General features: G+C 25.5%; 17 protein-coding genes and 1 CRISPR repeat array. Of the genes, 14 read left to right on the top strand and 3 right to left on the bottom strand.

Annotated elements, in window-relative coordinates; all coding sequences use genetic code 11:
• The 7 genes from cas5 to ADFLV_RS09690 all read left to right on the top strand — a co-directional run bounded on the left by cas5 (nucleotide 1) and on the right by ADFLV_RS09690 (nucleotide 12,104).
• Nucleotides 1-717, top strand: a complete 717-nt coding sequence (cas5, locus tag ADFLV_RS09720) for a CRISPR-associated protein Cas5 (protein ID WP_129011341.1) — start codon at nucleotides 1-3, stop codon at nucleotides 715-717.
• Nucleotides 717-2,906: a CRISPR-associated helicase Cas3' gene (cas3, locus tag ADFLV_RS09715; RefSeq protein ID WP_129011340.1), complete on the top strand. Its 2,190-nt coding sequence runs from the start codon at nucleotides 717-719 to the stop codon at nucleotides 2,904-2,906. Before cas5 ends, cas3 begins: the two co-directional genes overlap by 1 nt.
• Before the next feature lie 118 nt (nucleotides 2,907-3,024).
• Nucleotides 3,025-3,525 carry a CRISPR-associated protein Cas4 gene (gene cas4 / locus ADFLV_RS09710; RefSeq protein ID WP_129011339.1) on the top strand — a complete coding sequence of 167 codons (501 nt, stop codon included), beginning with the start codon at nucleotides 3,025-3,027 and terminating at the stop codon, nucleotides 3,523-3,525.
• 9 nt (nucleotides 3,526-3,534) lie between these two features.
• Entirely contained in the window at nucleotides 3,535-4,539 is a 1,005-nt protein-coding gene (gene cas1b / locus ADFLV_RS09705; protein WP_129011338.1) for a type I-B CRISPR-associated endonuclease Cas1b, read from the top strand.
• A complete protein-coding gene (gene cas2, locus ADFLV_RS09700) occupies nucleotides 4,536-4,847 on the top strand; it encodes a CRISPR-associated endonuclease Cas2 (protein ID WP_129011337.1) in 312 nt (103 codons plus the stop codon). Before cas1b ends, cas2 begins: the two co-directional genes overlap by 4 nt.
• A gap of 165 nt (nucleotides 4,848-5,012) precedes the next feature.
• Nucleotides 5,013-8,761: a CRISPR direct-repeat array (repeat unit 30 nt; unit sequence CTTGAACTTAAACATATAATGTATTGAAAC).
• Nucleotides 8,762-9,127: 366 nt separating this feature from the next.
• Nucleotides 9,128-11,374: a carbamoyltransferase HypF gene (gene hypF, locus ADFLV_RS09695; RefSeq protein WP_129011336.1), complete on the top strand. Its 2,247-nt coding sequence runs from the start codon at nucleotides 9,128-9,130 to the stop codon at nucleotides 11,372-11,374.
• A gap of 313 nt (nucleotides 11,375-11,687) precedes the next feature.
• A complete protein-coding gene (locus ADFLV_RS09690) occupies nucleotides 11,688-12,104 on the top strand; it encodes a hypothetical protein (protein WP_129011335.1) in 417 nt (138 codons plus the stop codon).
• A 34-nt stretch (nucleotides 12,105-12,138) separates the two neighbouring features.
• Here ADFLV_RS09690 and ADFLV_RS09685 read toward each other — a convergent pair whose 3' ends face one another.
• Complete coding sequence (locus ADFLV_RS09685) at nucleotides 12,139-12,537, bottom strand: DUF3010 family protein (RefSeq protein ID WP_014474548.1); 399 nt, start codon at nucleotides 12,535-12,537, stop codon at nucleotides 12,139-12,141.
• A gap of 176 nt (nucleotides 12,538-12,713) precedes the next feature.
• Here ADFLV_RS09685 and ADFLV_RS09680 point away from each other — a divergent pair, with 176 nt between their 5' ends.
• The 5 genes from ADFLV_RS09680 to ADFLV_RS09660 all read left to right on the top strand — a co-directional run bounded on the left by ADFLV_RS09680 (nucleotide 12,714) and on the right by ADFLV_RS09660 (nucleotide 17,361).
• Nucleotides 12,714-13,559: a universal stress protein gene (locus ADFLV_RS09680; RefSeq protein WP_014474547.1), complete on the top strand. Its 846-nt coding sequence runs from the start codon at nucleotides 12,714-12,716 to the stop codon at nucleotides 13,557-13,559.
• Entirely contained in the window at nucleotides 13,556-13,906 is a 351-nt protein-coding gene (locus ADFLV_RS09675) for a P-II family nitrogen regulator (RefSeq protein WP_014474546.1), read from the top strand. The genes ADFLV_RS09680 and ADFLV_RS09675 overlap by 4 nt, the downstream gene beginning before the upstream one ends.
• A gap of 9 nt (nucleotides 13,907-13,915) precedes the next feature.
• On the top strand, nucleotides 13,916-14,302 hold the full coding sequence (locus ADFLV_RS09670) for a CBS domain-containing protein (RefSeq protein ID WP_014474545.1): 387 nt from the start codon (nucleotides 13,916-13,918) through the stop codon (nucleotides 14,300-14,302).
• A 3-nt stretch (nucleotides 14,303-14,305) separates the two neighbouring features.
• Entirely contained in the window at nucleotides 14,306-15,802 is a 1,497-nt protein-coding gene (locus tag ADFLV_RS09665; RefSeq protein WP_129011334.1) for a DUF1538 domain-containing protein, read from the top strand.
• 104 nt (nucleotides 15,803-15,906) lie between these two features.
• The gene (locus ADFLV_RS09660; protein WP_014474543.1) at nucleotides 15,907-17,361 is read left to right on the top strand and encodes a potassium/proton antiporter; all 1,455 of its coding nucleotides are present in this window, start codon (nucleotides 15,907-15,909) and stop codon (nucleotides 17,359-17,361) included.
• Nucleotides 17,362-17,392: 31 nt separating this feature from the next.
• Here ADFLV_RS09660 and ADFLV_RS09655 read toward each other — a convergent pair whose 3' ends face one another.
• Together ADFLV_RS09655 and ADFLV_RS09650 are read right to left on the bottom strand one after the other, a co-directional pair.
• Complete coding sequence (locus ADFLV_RS09655) at nucleotides 17,393-17,647, bottom strand: hypothetical protein (RefSeq protein WP_014474542.1); 255 nt, start codon at nucleotides 17,645-17,647, stop codon at nucleotides 17,393-17,395.
• 10 nt (nucleotides 17,648-17,657) lie between these two features.
• Nucleotides 17,658-17,849, bottom strand: a complete 192-nt coding sequence (locus tag ADFLV_RS09650; protein ID WP_014474541.1) for a hypothetical protein — start codon at nucleotides 17,847-17,849, stop codon at nucleotides 17,658-17,660.
• 127 nt (nucleotides 17,850-17,976) lie between these two features.
• Here ADFLV_RS09650 and thiI point away from each other — a divergent pair, with 127 nt between their 5' ends.
• Both thiI and ADFLV_RS09640 read left to right on the top strand, forming a co-directional pair.
• Complete coding sequence (thiI, locus tag ADFLV_RS09645; protein WP_129011333.1) at nucleotides 17,977-19,449, top strand: tRNA uracil 4-sulfurtransferase ThiI; 1,473 nt, start codon at nucleotides 17,977-17,979, stop codon at nucleotides 19,447-19,449.
• Nucleotides 19,449-19,841 carry a DUF3465 domain-containing protein gene (locus ADFLV_RS09640; RefSeq protein ID WP_129011332.1) on the top strand — a complete coding sequence of 131 codons (393 nt, stop codon included), beginning with the start codon at nucleotides 19,449-19,451 and terminating at the stop codon, nucleotides 19,839-19,841. Before thiI ends, ADFLV_RS09640 begins: the two co-directional genes overlap by 1 nt.
• The last annotated feature ends 15 nt before the right edge of the window (nucleotides 19,842-19,856 follow it).

Genomic DNA, 19,856 nt, shown 5'->3' with positions numbered 1-19,856 from the left:
ATGAAAGTAATTAGATTTGAATTGGAGGGATTATTAAATTCATTTAGAATCCCTTTTTTCAGAACATATCATAAAACTTTTTTAGCTCCACCGAAAACAACAGTTATAGGGATGTTATGTAATATCTCTTTAAGACCACAAAAAGATTTTTTTGAAATACTGGATAAAGAGCTAATTGATGTGTCGGTTGTTATAGATGAAATTAGTGGGAAAACTAAAGATTTATGGAGTTATAAAACTTTAGAAAAAGGAAATATGGGGAAAAGTGTTATCAGGAGAGATAAGCTATTTTTGTCAAAATACACTATTTATGTTTACATAAAAGAGCAAACACTTTTTGATGATATTTTTGAATCTCTAAAAAATCCGAAAAATACTCCGTCCCTAGGGCTTGATGATGAGCTTGTGATTATCAAAAATGTAGAAGATGTAAGTGAATCTATTAAACCAAACGATACAAACAGGGTTAATTCTGTATTTTTAAATAAAGGCTACACCTACAAAACATTTATAAAAGCGCAAAATAAACCAATAGAGTTACCGACACCTAATTTGATACCTATTAAATTTATTGCATTTGATAAAAAAGGAAATAGAATCTCAAAAGAGGTTGTTGAAGAATATCCACAAGTTGAATACATTAATTGCAATATGCAGATTGATGGAGTTATCAGTTATGTGGATGTAGAAAATAACAATAGATTGGTATTTTATTGATGGATATTTGGGCTAAAAAGTTAAATGATGAGTATCAAACTTTAGAAGAGCATACTTTATGGGTTATTGAGGAAGCTTTAAAACAAGTTGATAATAAAACACTTCAAAAGGTAGCCAATATCTCTGGTTGGAGTACAGATAAAATCAAAGATTTGATATTTTTTAGTGCTTACTTTCATGATGTTGGTAAAGCAACTAAAGAATTTCAAAATACAATCACAACTGGAACACAATCTTATCATGCTATGTATTCAGCAAGTGTGTTAGAATCAATTGGTGATTTCGAATTTTTAGAAGATGATATTTATATTAATCTTTTATTGATAATTACACTTACTCATCATTCTTTAATGCCTTATACAGCCAATTCTTCAAAATTTATTTTTCTTGATAAAGCAAAAAATTTTTTTCAAAACTACAAAACTTTATATAAAGAAATGCTTGAAAAAGAATGTAGTTACTCTTTCAATTTTCATATTTCAGATGATATTAAATTTGAAATTGAAAATATAGAAAATGATTTAAAACTAATTCAACAAACTCATAAATTAAGAATTTTATATACCTATGTATCAGGTATTTTAAATTTGGCTGATTGGATTGCTAGTGCAAGATTTAGTCAAACTACACCGATTACAATATTTGGCTTTATACCTTCAAAAGATGATTTTATGAGCCATTTAACTTTTGATAAGTTAAGAGATTTTCAAGATGAATTAGCAGATTGTACACAAAGTGTTTTAGTTGAGATTCCTACCGGTGAGGGAAAAACAGAAGGTTCTTTATTTTGGGCAATTAAAAATATATACAACGAAAATACAAAAATAATTTATACATTGCCAACGCAAACTACATCTAATAAACTCTATGAAAGAGTTCAAAACTTTTTTGATAAAAACGAGTGTGGCTTGATTCATTCAAATGCAAAAATATTTTTAGAAAAAGAGTACGAAAAAGATAATGGAATTGTCGATAAACAGTTTGATAGTAATTTTTTGGTTAGTAAAAGCTTTAATAAACCAGTAACTGTTTCTACGATAGATTCATTACTCAAATATTTCATCAATATTGGAAGATTCAATATCGCAACTAAAAACTTTCTAAATTCAGTAATTATCATTGATGAAGTGCATTCTTATGATTTTAAGTTGATGGGGTTTTTAAAAAGATTTTTAGAACTTTGCTGTGAGCATGATGTAAGAGTATGTTTGATGAGTGCATCCATACCAAATAAAATAAAAGAGTTACTAAATATAAAAGATTATCCCGTTATTACGGAAAATAATTTATTTAAGAAAAAAGCAAATGAAATTATAAAAAGAGATTATGAACTAGATGATGATTCCAATTTCATTTTTGAAAAATTTGAAAAATCAAAAAACATATTAATCATTAGAAATACCGTTAAAAGTGCGACTGATACATATAAATATTTAAAAGATATGTTTTCTTTGGATGATGAAGAAATTGTACTATATCACTCAACATTTAAAAAGATGGATAAGCAAAAAAAAGAAGAATTAATTTTTGAAAAATTAGGTTCTGACAAACCTTTTATTCTTGTTGCAACACAAATCGTAGAAGTTTCACTTGATATTGATTTTGATGTGATGTTTACTGATAATGCTCCAATCGATAGTTTAATTCAAAGATTTGGAAGAGTTAATCGTAAAAAAGATGAAAATAACAAAGGTGAAATTTATATCTATAAATATTCTAAAGTATCCCCATATACAAACTCATATCTTTTGGATTTAACTTTTGATGTTGTTCAAGATGGATATTTTGAGTTGGGAGAATATGTACAATGGCTAAATACTGTGTATGATAAACTTTTTGAAATGGATAAAAGCGTCAATAATGAAGTTTCAAGACTTTTTGATTCTGCTTATTTAAAATATGATGAAACAATAAAAAAATTATCAGGAATAAACAAATCTCCAGATGATTATGATTTAAGAGATATAGATAAAAAACTTCAAAAAAATGATTATTTACTTTATGATGATTATATGAATGACAAAATTAAATATGAATATACTATATCTCTACCAACTTATTTTGAAAAGGAATATTTGTATCAAACGCAAGAAAAATTAAACTATGAAATCATAAATTTAAAATACTCTTTTCAAGAAGGAATTATATATATTGATGAAAATAATGGTTTAAATGAATTAGGAGAATAATACTGATGAATTATTTTCATCTTTGTAATATTCAGAGGTACAGTTTTAAATATTTTATGTTTTTTCGGAAGTATGATAAAAAAAGTTATTTATTTTAGCTAGTAAAAAAGGTTGTATAGTGAAGAATTTATCTGTTAATGGAACACTCATCTCGTACTATTTTATTTGTAAAACAAAACTATGGCTCCACGCAAACCGTATAAACTTAGAAGACAACAGTGAAGATGTTCGAATAGGAAAAGTTTTACATGAGATAAATGAAGAAAAAAGCAAACAAACTGAAATTAGCATTGACAATATCAAAATTGACAAAATCACACGAGATTATCTTATCGAAGTTAAAAAATCAGATAGTGACCCGCAAGCTGTAAAATGGCAAGTTTTACTCTATCTTTACAAACTAAAACAAAAAGGTGTAGAGAAAAAAGGCAAAATTGAATACATAGAAAAAAGAGGCGATAAAAAGATAGAATTTATCGAACTTGATGAAGTAAATGAAAAAGAACTTTTAGAAGTTTTAACAAACATCGAAAATCTTATAAATCAATCAATTCCACCAAAACCAAAATTTGAGAATAAGTGTAAAAAATGTGCTTATTTTGAATACTGTTTTATATAGGAGTAAATAGTGGCAAAAAATCATACACGTTATATCTTCTCAATGGGTGAACTAAAACGCAAAGATAATTCAATAGCTTTTAGAAATGAAAAAGGCAATTTTTATATTCCTGTACAAGATACAAGAGAAGTTTACTGTATGAATGAAGTTAGTTTCAATACTAAGTTTTTGGATTTTATTAGTCGTGCTGGAATTACTTTGCATTTGTTTAATTATCATGGAAATTATAGTGGAACTTTTTATCCAAAAGAGCAATTAATAAGTGGAGATTTATGTATAAAACAAGCTTTATGTTATGTTGAAAATAGATTGAAAATTGCAAAATCAATAGTTCAAGCAATTGCAGATAATATTCATGAAACTTTATATCATTATTATAGACACGATAAAAAAGATTTGAAACCAACTCTTGATTGGCTCAAAAGTGAACCAAAAAAGTTTTTGGATAAAGATATAACTATAGAGCAAATTATGTTTATAGAAGGGCAGATTTGGAATAAGTTTTATGATAGTTTTAAACATTTTTTAAGTGAAGATTTTTTGATGAACAAAAGAGTAAAGCGTCCACCAGATAATCCTATGAATGCACTTGTGAGTTTTGGAAATACACTGCTTTATACAAAAACAATAAGTGCTATATATACAACTCATCTAAATCAAGCCATAAGTTTTTTGCATAGTCCAAGAGAAGGAAGATTTAGCTTGTGTTTAGATATAAGTGAGGCTTTTAAACCTGTGATTGTGTTTAAAACTATTTTTGATTTAGTTGGTAGAAAACAGCTTCAAGTGGAAAAACATTTTGATAAAAGTTTAAACTATGCACTTTTAAATGAAGATGGTAAAAAAATATTTATAGATGCTTTTGAAACAAGGCTAAATGAAACTTTTATGCATCCCAAACTAAAAAGAAAAACTACATATAAACATTGTTTAAAACTTGAAGGATATAAACTTATCAAATATATCGTAGAAGGAAAAGAGTTTGTGCCTTTTAGACTAAAGGATAAAATGTGAGTAAAGATAAGTTTAATTACAACTACGCTTTTTTATTTTATGATATTGCCGATGAATTTAGTGAAGCTGGAAAATATAGAGTTGCAAAAGTTTTTAAAATCTGTAAAAAATATCTAAAACATCATCAAAAATCTATTTTCAGAGGAAATATCACTCCTGCAAATCAGCTCAAACTAGAAACCGAACTAAAAAAAGTGATAGATAAAGATTTGGATTTTATTTCTATAATAAAAGTGCAAAATAGTGGGAGTTTTGTAGAAAAGACTTTGGGAAATGATAAAAAAGAAGTAGAATCAATCTTTATCTAATTTTTCCAACTATTTATAAATGAAATTAATAATCAAACTGCTATAATATCGACAATTTGAAGAGTTCTTTTACAACTTATTGTTAATTGAACTTTTGATTGGAAAAATTAGTTTTAAAACCGATTTTTAGGGATAATTGATGTGTAGTATGTCGATTTTTTCTTCCTTGAACTTAAACATATAATGTATTGAAACCCTGATATTAAGTACAAAGAAGTAATTAAATACAAGCTTGAACTTAAACATATAATGTATTGAAACCTTACTAAACTTTAGTTTCATAAACATAGAAGAAAATCTTGAACTTAAACATATAATGTATTGAAACTAATGAAAACCTCCAATTAACCTATCAGCTGTAACTTGAACTTAAACATATAATGTATTGAAACTTTAATGATTTAAAAAAAAGAAGTATGAAACATAGAGACTTGAACTTAAACATATAATGTATTGAAACCTAAAATTTGTGATTGTATTGGTCATGGAAAATACTTGAACTTAAACATATAATGTATTGAAACAGAAATACAAAACCTAAAAAATCAACTTATCATAAAACTTGAACTTAAACATATAATGTATTGAAACCTAACTAAATAATCAATAGGCTTTAAATTTTCCATTCTTGAACTTAAACATATAATGTATTGAAACGTTGTAATAGGACTTGATGAAAGTTCTTTTAGAACAACTTGAACTTAAACATATAATGTATTGAAACTCTAGTGTAACTGCTGTGATATAACTTACTATCATTAACTTGAACTTAAACATATAATGTATTGAAACTTGTTTTTTTTACCGTCTTGCATATCTAATTCAACCTTGAACTTAAACATATAATGTATTGAAACACAATTTTATCAAAAAAATTTAATATATCACTATACTTGAACTTAAACATATAATGTATTGAAACGCTATTACAAGTCTTTTACTCATTAATGTTTTCACTTGAACTTAAACATATAATGTATTGAAACTTTAATATAAGTTTGACTATAAAAAGTAACCGCATTTCTTGAACTTAAACATATAATGTATTGAAACTGACTAGAAACGATAGGCTCTACCTCTTCCATAGCTTGAACTTAAACATATAATGTATTGAAACCAAATTCAGAATAAATGGTGTGATTTAGTATTGACTTGAACTTAAACATATAATGTATTGAAACAGTAACAATTAAAGATGATATGTTAGATGAATTGAGCTTGAACTTAAACATATAATGTATTGAAACGAGAATTGATATAATGATAGAACCATTTGACATTCTTGAACTTAAACATATAATGTATTGAAACTTATAATTATTTGCTTCAAAATCACCATAATGAGCTTGAACTTAAACATATAATGTATTGAAACTAACGAGTCTTTATGTTTTTTAAAGTTGAAGTATCTTGAACTTAAACATATAATGTATTGAAACAGAAGTAAATCAAAGACTAGATGTGATTGAGCATACTTGAACTTAAACATATAATGTATTGAAACTCTTCAGATTCGATAACATTTATTGATTTAAATTCTTGAACTTAAACATATAATGTATTGAAACATCACAAGGAAAATTAAACGCTGAATTAAGAGCTGCTTGAACTTAAACATATAATGTATTGAAACAGCGTATCTAATAACATAAAAGAAAATGAAAAATTCTTGAACTTAAACATATAATGTATTGAAACTTAATAACTTCACTAAGTTCGCTTAACGGCAAGTCCTTGAACTTAAACATATAATGTATTGAAACAAATCAACTTTAAATTTTGCGCTATTGTTTACGCTTCTTGAACTTAAACATATAATGTATTGAAACATATGAACAAATGTAAAACCAATAAGCATTTTTTCTTGAACTTAAACATATAATGTATTGAAACTCATTAAAAATAAAAATTGATAGTTCGGACGCATTACTTGAACTTAAACATATAATGTATTGAAACACTTATTTCAAATGGAAAAAAACAAAACCAGAGTTACTTGAACTTAAACATATAATGTATTGAAACGTTGTTAAATCAATACCATCTAGTAAATCTCTAAACTTGAACTTAAACATATAATGTATTGAAACGCAGAAATATTGAATTTAGAAGATTGATAAAAAAACTTGAACTTAAACATATAATGTATTGAAACAACTTTGGGATAATTACATAATTAGCTGGGTTTTCTTGAACTTAAACATATAATGTATTGAAACATTAATGAACAATTTAAACAATTAAATAAACAAAACTTGAACTTAAACATATAATGTATTGAAACCGCTATCTAATAATTTGCCTTATATTGTACCACTACTTGAACTTAAACATATAATGTATTGAAACAGGCGTAGAAAAAGCACTTTATCCAACTAGTAATAACTTGAACTTAAACATATAATGTATTGAAACGAAATAAATGACTTTTTAAAAGTTGAAGGAATTAACTTGAACTTAAACATATAATGTATTGAAACATAAAAATAGGAGTTTTATTAAATTTTGGTAAATGTCTTGAACTTAAACATATAATGTATTGAAACTCAGCCCACCAGTCATATCTTTCACCTTCATTTTCCTTGAACTTAAACATATAATGTATTGAAACCGCTATAACACGGCTGAATTTGACGATATGAAATTCTTGAACTTAAACATATAATGTATTGAAACAAGCTATTTATAAATGAAGTTGCAATATCTTTCAACTTGAACTTAAACATATAATGTATTGAAACTAAACTATTTCATTTACATAATCTAAAACTAAAGCTTGAACTTAAACATATAATGTATTGAAACTTTCCCATTTTTGCAATAGCTATTCTTTCGTTTTGGCTTGAACTTAAACATATAATGTATTGAAACATCAATCTTGGTATGAGGATGTAAATAGATTAAGACTTGAACTTAAACATATAATGTATTGAAACTAAGGAATTTGTAGAGCTGCTCCAATTTGTCTTAACTTGAACTTAAACATATAATGTATTGAAACTATCAAACATATGCCCGATATATTCAAGGGGAGTTATTTGAACTTAAACATATAATGTATTGAAACGGATGTATTGATGATACTTTTGGAAATTGTTTAAATTTGAACTTAAACATATAATGTATTGAAACTTTTTTATAGTTACAGCAAATCCCTTTTGAGTTGTTTTGAACTTAAACATATAATGTATTGAAACAAATAATACTCAGAAGAGATGTCGTTATGGAAAATTTTTGAACTTAAACATATAATGTATTGAAACTTGACCATTATAATTTAGTTTGCCAGATGGATTATTTGAACTTAAACATATAATGTATTGAAACTAATCTGAAGCTTCTGGTTTAGGTGAATTAGTTGCTTTGAACTTAAACATATAATGTATTGAAACTTTCTTAGTCCTTCTGCAAAAGTAGCAGGGATAATCTTGAACTTAAACATATAATGTATTGAAACAATGGTGAAACTTGTGTTCCTGACGCTCCTCCTAATCTTGAACTTAAACATATAATGTATTGAAACCATCTCAGGCTGTTCTCTTTCGGCTAAGAGCTCTCCTTGAACTTAAACATATAATGTATTGAAACGTATCAGTTAAAGTTTTTAATTCATCCTCTAATTCTTGAACTTAAACATATAATGTATTGAAACTAGTATCTTTTACAGTGGTAGTTGTTGCTGTATTTACTTGAACTTAAACATATAATGTATTGAAACACAAATAATAAATATTATTGTTGATGCTAGAAATCCTTGAACTTAAACATATAATGTATTGAAACGGAAGAAGAAAAAAAACGAAGAGATAAAGTAGATACTTGAACTTAAACATATAATGTATTGAAACAGGATTTACCTCTTAGTGATGCAGCTATTAATGCCTCTTGAACTTAAACATATAATGTATTGAAACCTCAAAATTTCATTAGGTTCAAAACCATTTCTTACTTGAACAATGTTTAATAAAATAAAAAGCTTTAAAACTTGAATGCAAACATACAATATTATATTCAAGTGTCAAAAAATTTAATAAAGATTGTAAAGTATCAATCTTTGAATCTTAAAGAATATAATAACTCTCTTCATAAGCTTTTTTTATATGATATGTTAGTTTTAGGAAAAGTTCTTCTTTTATAGCACTTGTAAACATAAAAATTTATTTCTTTATTTTACTTATAAAAAGTGGATTTTACACAGATTCATATAAAAACAAAATTATCACAATATGTTATAAAGCTATAATTTTTTATAATCAAAAATATTAAAAATTGAGGATTTAATGGTAACTTTTTTTATAAAAGTAAAAGGCATTGTTCAAGGAGTAGGGTTTCGTCCTTTTGTATATAATTTAGCAATTAAACATGATATAAAAGGTTGGGTTAATAATGATGAAAAAGGTGTAAATATTTTATTATATGCACAAGAAGAGAGTATTGAAAATTTTATATTAGAATTAAAATCAAATTCTCCTATCTTGGCAAAAATTGATTCTATAAGAATAAGAAAAATAACTAAAAAACAAGAATATAAAAGCTTTGAAATAATAGATAGTTCAACATCAAAAAATAAAACTACAATTATCTCTCCTGATATATCAATTTGTGAGGAATGTATCAAAGATATAAATGATATTAATAATCTTAGATACAATTATAGTTTAACAAATTGTACAAATTGTGGTCCAAGATATTCTATAATAGAAACAATTCCTTATGATAGATGTAATACCTCTATGAAAGAGTTTAAATTATGTCAAAATTGTCAAGAAGAGTATGAAAATCCAGCAAATAGAAGATACCACGCACAACCTGTTTCTTGTGAAGTTTGTGGCCCAAATGTAACTTTGTATAATAAAAATAATATTGTAATATCTAACAATATAGAAGCTATTAAAAAAACAGCAGAATTATTAGATAAAGGATATATAATTGCAATCAAAGGATTAGGTGGTTTTCATTTGATGTGTGATGCAACAAATGATAATATTGTTAATAAATTAAGAGTAGTTAAGAATAGACCAATGAAACCATATGCTCTTATGTTTAATAATATAAATACTATTAAAAGATATACAAAAATAAATATCATTGAAGAACAAATATTAACTTCAAAAGAGAGACCAATAGTTCTTGTTAATAAAAAAGAAAATACTATTATTTCAAAATTCGTTGCTCCGAATGTTAATAAATTAGGATGTTTTATCGCTTATACACCATTGCATTATTTATTATTTAGATATATAAATAAACCACTTGTTGCAACAAGTGCAAATCTTAAAGATGAACCAATAATAAGAACAAAAGAAGAGATAACAGACAAACTAGAAGATGTAATAGATTTTGTATTAGATTATAATAGAGAAATTATAAACACTTGTGATGATTCTATTATACAAAATGTTAGAAAATATAATATCAAACTGAGAAATGCTAGAGGTTATGCTCCAACTTCTATAAAATTGAAAAAAGAACTTCAAAAAAAGATTTTATCTCTTGGTGCAAATCAAAAATCAACTATCTCGATTGCTTTTAAAAATAATTTAATTTTATCACCTCATATTGGAGATTTAAATTCTATTGAATCATCTGAATATTTTGAAAGAACTATAAATACATTTAAAAGATTTTATGATTTTGAACCAGATGTTATAATCTGTGATAAACATCCAAATTATGAATCTACAAAATTTGCAATGAAAATAAAAGAAAAAAATCCAAATATTAAGCTTGTACAAGTTCAGCATCACTATGCACATATATTATCTGTTATGGCACAAGAAAATATCGAAAAAGAAGTTTTAGGATTTGCTTTTGATGGTACTGGCTATGGAGATGATGGAAATATTTGGGGTGGAGAGGTATTACTTAGTTCTAGAAAAGAGTTTAAAAGAGTAAAACATATCAAATATTTTAGGCTAATTGGTGGTGAAATTGCTGTAAAAGAACCCAAAAGAGTGGCTTTAAGTCTGTTGTTTGATACTTTTTCTTTAGATGAAGTTTTTGCTATGGATATTCCAACAGTAAAAGCATTTAAAGATACAGAGATAAAAATGTTTTATACAATGTGGCAAAAAGGTTTAAATAGCCCTTTATGTAGTTCTATAGGTCGTTTATTTGATGCTATTTCATCATTTGCAGATATTCTACAAGTTCAAACTTATGAGGGTGAAACTGGATTACAAATAGAGCAAAATTATGATAAATCAATTATTTCTTCATACACTTATGAAATTTTTGAAGAAGAAATTGATTTAAGACCTATGATCAAAGAAATTATAAATGAAAAAGATAAAAAGCTTATCTGTACAAAATTTATAAATACTCTTGTAAATCTTATTTTAGAAATCTCAAATATTTATAAAAATTTTCCAGTTGTTTTAAGTGGAGGAGTTTTTCAAAATAAACTTTTACTTGAAATTTTACTTGATGAATTTGAAAAAGAGGGTAGGGAATTTTACTTTAATATTGATATCCCATCAAATGATGGCGGTATCAGTATTGGTCAAATTTACCATCAATTTGAATAAAGTATAAATATCAAGAAAAATCTTCTTTATATAAAACATATAAATTATACATAATATAAATATTTAATATTCTATAAGATAGATATAAAATGTAATAAAAATATTTAAATATGCTATAAGATAGGCTTTTGTAGAAAAAATAATTTTTTCAAAAAAATCAATAAAAAATATTTTAAATAAATATAAAATAAATCAAAAAATATTTATACATAGTATATAAATAATTATATCTTATATGTTATACATAAAAAGATAAATAGTAAATATAAATTTAGAGTATGATAGAATAAAAATAAAAATAGGAAAGCTTGTTATGATTAAAACCACTTCTTTAATATCAGATGAAAATGGATATAAAAAATATAATCTTTTTGAAATTCATGAAGATTTAGAACCAATAATTGCTGGTGATTATCTTTTGTATTCTTCGAAAGATTTCAAAAAAACTGCTTATTGTGAACTGATGTATAAAAACAATTTTCATAATAAATATGATAAAGATACTTATCAAGAAATTTATGAAAAATATATAAACAATGAAAAATTTATTGAAAAAGCAAAATTTATTTATAGCATAATTGATTATGATAAATATGTAAAATTTGTTGAAGAAAATGAAACAATTGAAAATCCAAATGATTTGATTATTTCTTATAGTGTTGTTGATAGTGACGGAGTGAAAGTGAATATTTATAATATTAGTATAAAAGAGATTGCTTTTGTATTTTAGAAAAATAAAGATATTTTTGTCGTATTAGCAATTATTAGTTGCTAATACAAAGTGCAGTTAAAAAAGCTTGTTCTTGATATTTTTTTAACTCTTTTGGAAATACTATTTGATTTTTCTTTTCAAAAGAACTTATAGTTTGAGTTGAGATTAAATCAACAGAACAAATAGGATTTAATTGTATTAGTCCTTCCATTTTAAAGGTTACTGCTCCACCTGAAAAACTTCCTTTTTTTGCTCTTTTTTTTATGTAAATTTTTTCAATTTGATTTTTTTGTAAAAAATCTAAAAATTCATTACAAAATTTTCTGATATTTTCTTGTTTCTCATCATCTTCAAATATAATTTTTTTTATTTTATTATCTTGATATTTTTTATCATTTAGAATTACTAAAATAAGATTATTAGATTTTAATTCTATACCACAAATATTCATATTTTCCCTTTATTATTAGAAATTAATCAAATTATAGTGAACTATTTTATTTTGAATTGATTTTATTACAAAATGCAATAAAATAATTAAATAATTAAAATTTTCAAATGATATTAAGTATAGAGTAAGTACAATCAAAATAATAACAATTATCAATTGTAAAAAAGGAGTACATTATGAAAAAAGACAAAGTTTTAGTTTTAAGTGATCTAAGAGAATTTACTGAAATTGTTGCAAAAAAAGCAATATTTTTAGCAGATAAATATAACAAAGAGTTAAATGTACTTCACGTAGAAGATGAATCATTTTTGAAATTCTTTAAAGAAAAAACAGAAGGTTCTTTGGAAAAAAGTAAATCTATATTAAAAGATATTTATAAAGATAAAGCAGATGTTTATTGTGAGTGTGGAGATTTTATAGAGATTGTAAAAAAACATATAAAAATACATAATATCTCAACTGTAATTGCTGGATTTAAAAGAGAAAGAACTTTTTTTGAAGATATTTTTAATGGTTCAAATCTAAGTTCAATAATAAGAAAGCTTGATATTCCAGTTCTTGTGGTAAAAACAGAAGAAAAACCAGAGTATAAAAATATATTAATCCCAACAGATTTATCTAAATCTTCAAAAAAAAATATAGAGTATTTAGTGAATTTATTTCCTGAAGCAAATTTTCATATAGAGCATTATTATAAAACATTTTTTGAAGATAGAGTTAAATTATATGGTTTTGATGAAGATGAAATTCATGACTTTGTGGATTTTTATGCAACAGAAGCAGAACATGATTTGAATAAATTTATAAATAATTTAGATATTCCAAAAGATATAAAACTATTTACAAAAGCAAAAAAATTTATAGATATAAAAACAATGGTTGATGAGTCAATTGAATATAAAACAATTGATTTATTAAGTTTGTCTGTTGGAAGTAGTTTGAGTATTTTTTCATTTGATTTATTAGAACACTCAACAAAAGATGTAATTATTTATAAAATATTAGAGGATGATATAGTATGAAATTTGTTACATTAGTTGTTATAGCATCTTCTGAACATGAAGATAAAATTAAATTAGTAGCTAAAGAATATGGTGCTGATGGAGCAACTATTGTACAAGCAAGAGGAAGTAGTTCGGGGAATAAAAAGAGTTTTTTTTCCTTAACTTTTGATGGAAATCAAACAGTTATTCTTTATGTACTTGAAGAAAGATTATCAAAAAAGGTGCTTAAAGCAATAAATAATGAGATTTTGAACAAAGGTACAAATTGTGTTGCTTTTACAATGCCAATATCTCATATCATTGGTTTAGATAGAGAAGTTTTAAAAAAATTTGAAGATACAATAAAAAATGAAGATGATTTATAAGGGAAAAGTATGTTAGTTGAAAATTTGATGAAAAAAGATGTTACGACTATTAAGCCTTATGCAACTTTAAAAGAAGCATTACAACTTATGAAAGAAAAAAATTTAAAAGTATTGGTTGTTGAAAAAAATTCTCCATCTGATGCTTATGGAATTATCACAAATACACAAATTTTAAAAGCAATTGTAGCTGAAGATGGTGATATTGATTTATTAAATGTTTATGATTTATATAAAAAGCCTGCATTTAGTGTATCTTCAAAAATTGATGTTAAATATGCTGCTAAAATAATGATAGAACATAATATTAAAAGAGTTGTTGTTACAGATAATAATGAACTTGAAGGTGTTTTGTCAATTACAGATTTAACTAACTATTTGATGACTTGGGTGGAGTAAAATGTGCATGAGTTAATAAAACAGTTTAGATATACTTTAGTAGAATCAGCTGTAAATTTAATTCCAATTTTATTAATAATCATAGGATTTCAACTTTTTGTTTTTCAAAGTTTACCACAAGATGTAATTTCAATTTGTATAGGTTTTATAATTGTAATAGTCGGAGTTACATTTTTTTTAATGGGGCTAGAAATAGGAATTTTCCCTTTAGGCAATAATTTATCTAGTGAATTTTTAGAAAGAAAATCTATACTATTATTTGCACTTTTTGGATTTTCTTTAGGTTTTAGTGCATCTATTGCAGAACCTGCAATTATTGCTGTAGCTTCTCAAGCAGGAGAGATTACTCAAGGAGCCTTAAATCCTTTAACTTTAAGAATAATAATTGCTATAAGTGTAGGATTAATTACTGCTTTTGGAATAATAAGAACAATTATAGGTTGGAATATAGCAGTTATTATAATAATTGGATATTTAATAGTTTTAATAGTGACTTATTTTACACCAACTGCAATCATAGGCTTAGCTTATGATTCTGGTGGAGTTGCTACAAATGTAGCAACAGTTCCTTTAATCGTCGCTTTAGGTGTTGGTATTGCTTCTGCTTTACAAGGAAGAAGTGTTTTAAAAGATGGTTTTGGTTTTGTTGCACTTGCAGCTATTACTCCTATGATTAGTATTCAACTTTATGGAATATTTGCTTTAGGAAGCGATTTTGGAAGTGAAACTATAGAATTTATATCAAATGTTGAAGATGAAGCACACTATGACAAGGGTTTTACTCTATTTGGAATAGTTATAGATTTATTTAAAACTTTTCTAAATTTGGTTCCAATAATTGCTACGATTTTAATATTTCAATATTTAGTTATTAAAAAGCCTTTAGCAAATCTTTCAGGTGTGATATTTGGTTTTATTTTTTTAATTATTGGTTTATATGGTTTTATCGTTGGAATAAAACTAGGACTTTTCCCTATTGGTGAATCAATAGCAAATAATCTAGTACAAATGAATAATGTATTTTTTATATATTTGTTCGCATTTCTAATTGGATTTGGAACAACAATGGCAGAACCAGCTTTGATTGCAGTTATAAAACAAGCTGATAAAATGTCAAGTATTCGATTGAATGTAACAATTATCAGATTATTAGTTGCCATAGGAGTCGGAAGTGGTATTTTATTTGGAGCTTATAAAATAGTAAATGGATATAATATTTGGTTATTGATAACTATTCTTTATAGTATAGTTGTAATTTTAACTATATTTGCACCAAAACAAATAGTTGCTTTTGCTTTTGATTTAGGAGGAGTTACAACTTCTGAAATTACTGTTCCCATTGTAACTGCTTTTGGAATATTTTTAGCTTCAAATATAGAAGGAAGAAATGTTTTAATGGATGGATTTGGTCTTATTGCTTTTGCTTCAGTTTTTCCAATGATTACAGTTATGACTTATAGTATAATCATAAATTTAATAAATAGTATAAAAGCTACATAGAAAGCTTTTATACTTCTATTTCGTACTTTTTATTAATCAATAGTGACTATAATAATTTAATTTTTTTAAGATATAATTTTTATTATTTATAAAAGAGGAGTTTTATGGCATCTATTGAATTTTATTTATTAATTACTGCTTTTTTGATGCTTTTAAGTGTTGTAGCTAGTAAGCTATCTAGTAATTTTGGAATACCTTCTTTATTTATATTTTTAGGGCTTGGAATGTTAGCTGGTTCAGATGGAATTTTAGGCATACATTTTGACAATGTAGAACTTGCTCAACATATTGGAACTTTAGCTCTTATTTTTATCTTATTTGGTGGTGGTTTAGATACAGCTTGGAAATCAATAAAACCTGTTTTAAAAGATGGATTGATTTTAGCAACAGTTGGAGTATTTTTAACAGCTTTTTTTGTTGCAATTTGTGTTTATTATATACTTGGATTTACTTTTTTGGAATCTTTACTTGTTGGAGCGATTATCTCTTCAACAGATGCAGCTGCAGTTTTTGCAATATTAAGAGCAAAAGGTATTTCTTTAAAAAAGAAACTTACTCCACTTTTAGAACTTGAATCAGGAAGTAATGATCCAATGGCAATCTTTTTAACAGTTGCTATATTACAAATTTTGATGTTACCTGAAAGCTCAAGTATAACAGAATGGATTTTGAGATTTTTTTTACAATTTATAATAGGTGGAGCTTTAGGTTATATTTTTGGAATATTATTACCTCCCATATTAAATAGAATACATTTGAGTTTTTATGGATTATATCCTGTATTTACTATTGGTTGGATTCTATTTTTATTTTCAAGTACATCACTATTAGAAGGAAATGGTTTTTTAGCTGTTTATTTAGCAGGTATTGTTGCAAATACAAAAGAGTTTGTACATAAAAAAAATCTAATTGGTTTCCATGAAGGTTTATCTTGGATTATGCAAATAACAGTCTTTTTAGCTCTTGGACTTTTAGTTTTCCCATCTGAACTTCCTGATATTGCTTTATCTGGCTTACTTATTGCTTTTTGTTTAATGTTTATAGCAAGACCAGCAGGGGTTTTTATAAGTACGATTTTCAGTTCTTTTACCATAAAAGAAAAAGCTTTTATTTCTTGGGTTGGTTTAAGAGGAGCTGTTCCAATTATTTTGGCAACATACCCATATTTACAAGGATTTGATAAATCAAATTTGATTTTTAATATAGTATTTTTTATTGTTTTATTTTCAATTTTGATTCAAGGAACAACTCTTCCTCTTATGGCAAAATGGTTAAATGTTGAATCAAAAAGTAAAGATTTTAAACCAGATAATGTTATAGCTTCACCACTTTTTTATCATACTTTAAAACAATTTTATATTGAAGAAAATTCGAAAGTTATTGGCTTAAGTATAGTGGAATTAAATCTTCCTGCTGATTTTTTGATTCTTCTAATAAAAAGAGAAAATGATTATTTAAAACCAACTGGTTCTACAATCTTAGAAGAAAATGATATGTTATTAATCCAATGTAATAGTGAAAATAGATATAAAAAAGTTCTAAAAAGATTTAAACCATAAAAGAAAACAAGCTCTATATTCTGAGCTTGTTTTAATAATCCTCATCTTCTGTATCTGTATCACAACAATAAATACATTTTTCATCAAAAAATGAATACTCATCATAACAATAAAATTTATCACAACTTTCACATTTGAAACAATCATATTTTTTTGAAAGAATTTGTTCTAATTCTTCTTCATCAATTTTGTTGATTTTTGCATACTCTTTAAAAAGTTCTAGTGCATTTTCATTTTCATCAGATTTTAACTCTTTAGCTAAATCTTCTAAAGTATCTATATCCATATTTTCCTCTTTATTTTAATAAATCTTCTCTCATTTTTGTAATATCAATAACCAGTCTTTCTTTCATCTCTTTTGTTATTGATGGATTTGCTTCAAAAACTTGATTTATTATATTTTCAAATTCATTAGTTGTTAACTCTTTAGTTTCAGCAATTAGTTTAAAAAATAATAATCTAATTTTTTCATATTGGTTTTCTTGCATACTTTATTCCTTTTTTTACAAACGGGTATTATGTCAAAAAAAATTATAGAAAAAAATAAAAATACTTACCTTTACAACTGTTATGTTATAATTCGCACCAATAAAAAATAGAAGGTCTTTCAAATACATGGATAAATCACAAATCAAAACACAAAAATTCATAATAAAATATTTCACAGAAATTATGATAAAAGGCACAACTGCAAAAAGACAGATGATAGCCCAAGTTTATAATAATCTTGTAAATCTTTTATCAAGAATTTCAAGTGATATACAAATCAAAAAATTTTTTGACAAAGTAGAAATAGTTTGTCCTATAGAAGTAGTTGACCAAGTTCGAACAAAACTACTTGATACTCCAGGAATAGAACAAATATTAGAAGCATTGCAATTTGATAATATGAATACTTTAGATGATATTAAAGTAAAAGTAAATGAAATGATGGCAGATGAAATAAAAGGTAAAACTTTTGTTATAAGAGCAAAAAGAACTGGAACACAAGATTTTAAATCTACAAATATAGAACAAACTGTTGGTGGTTATATGTTAGCAATGAACCCAGAAACAAAAGGTGTTGCTTTAAAAAATGCTGAGGTAACTATAAACATAGAGCTTGAACATACAAAGTTAAATATTATTACAAAAAAACATATGGGACTTAGAGGTTTTCCTATTGGAACTCAAGGAAGTATAATATCTTTGATGTCAGGTGGATTTGACTCAACAGTTGCTTCATATCTTACAATGAAAAGAGGAATAAAAACTCACTTTATTTTTTTTAATCTTGGTGGAATAGCGCATGAAATTGGAGTAAAACAAGTAGCTTATTATCTTTGGAATAAATTTGGAAGTTCTCATAGGGTTTCATTTATTAGTGTACCTTTTGATGATGTTGTAACTGAAATTTTTAAAAGTGTGAGTCAACCTTATATGGGAGTTATGTTAAAAAGGTTGATGCTAACAGCAAGTGAAAAAATAGCAAATAGTATGGGAATAGATGCTTTAGTAACTGGTGAAAGTGTTGCACAAGTTTCAAGTCAAACATTAAGAAATCTAGCATTAATTGACCAATGTACAAATAAACTTGTTTTACGACCACTTGCAATGATGAGTAAACCAGATATTATTGATATTGCTTATAAAATTGGAACAAGAAGATTTGCAGAATCTATGCCTGAGTATTGTGGAGTAATTTCAAAAAATCCAGTAACTCATGGAAGTTATGAAAGAATGGAAAAAGAAGCAAAAGCTTTTGATTATTCTATTTTAGATGAATCTGTTAAAAAATCTGTATTTGTAAATGTAGATGAAATAGATCAAGATGTAAATGAAATAGGGCAAATGGAGATAATTACTGATTTAAATAGTGGAGATTACACAGTTATAGATATTAGACAAACTCCTGATTGTATAGAAACTTCTTGTGAGACTTTAAAAATTCCATTTTATGAGTTAAAAAATGAATTAAAAAAACTACCTCAAGATAAAACTTATTTATTCTATTGTGATAAAGGAATAATGAGTCAATTACATGCCCAATATTTAAGAGATAGTGAAGGTTATACAAATATAAAAGTTTATAGACCAGAGATTAAATAATGAAAAAGTTTTTATTAGCACTTTTTACAGCATTTTGTTTATCAACAAGTTTAGTTTTTGCAAATCCAATTATAGATAAAGCATATCATAACAAACAAAGTGATATTCAAGTTCAAGGAAGTGGAAAAGTTATTAAAATTTTAAAAGATGATACAAAAGGTTCAAAACATCAAAGATTTATATTAAAATTACCAACAAAATTATCAATTTTAGTTGCTCATAATATAGATTTAGCTAAAAGAATAGATGATTTACAAGTTGGTGATACTGTCGAATTTTATGGAGAATATGAGTGGAATAATAAAGGTGGAGTAATTCATTGGACTCACCATGATCCAAGAAAAAAACATAAAGATGGCTGGTTAAAACACAAAGGAACAATTTATCAATAAGAAAAAAGGGGGAAG

Source organism: Arcobacter defluvii (assembly GCF_013201725.1).
Lineage (GTDB): Bacteria > Campylobacterota > Campylobacteria > Campylobacterales > Arcobacteraceae > Aliarcobacter > Aliarcobacter defluvii.
This window is presented reverse-complemented; position numbering and strand designations above follow the sequence as displayed.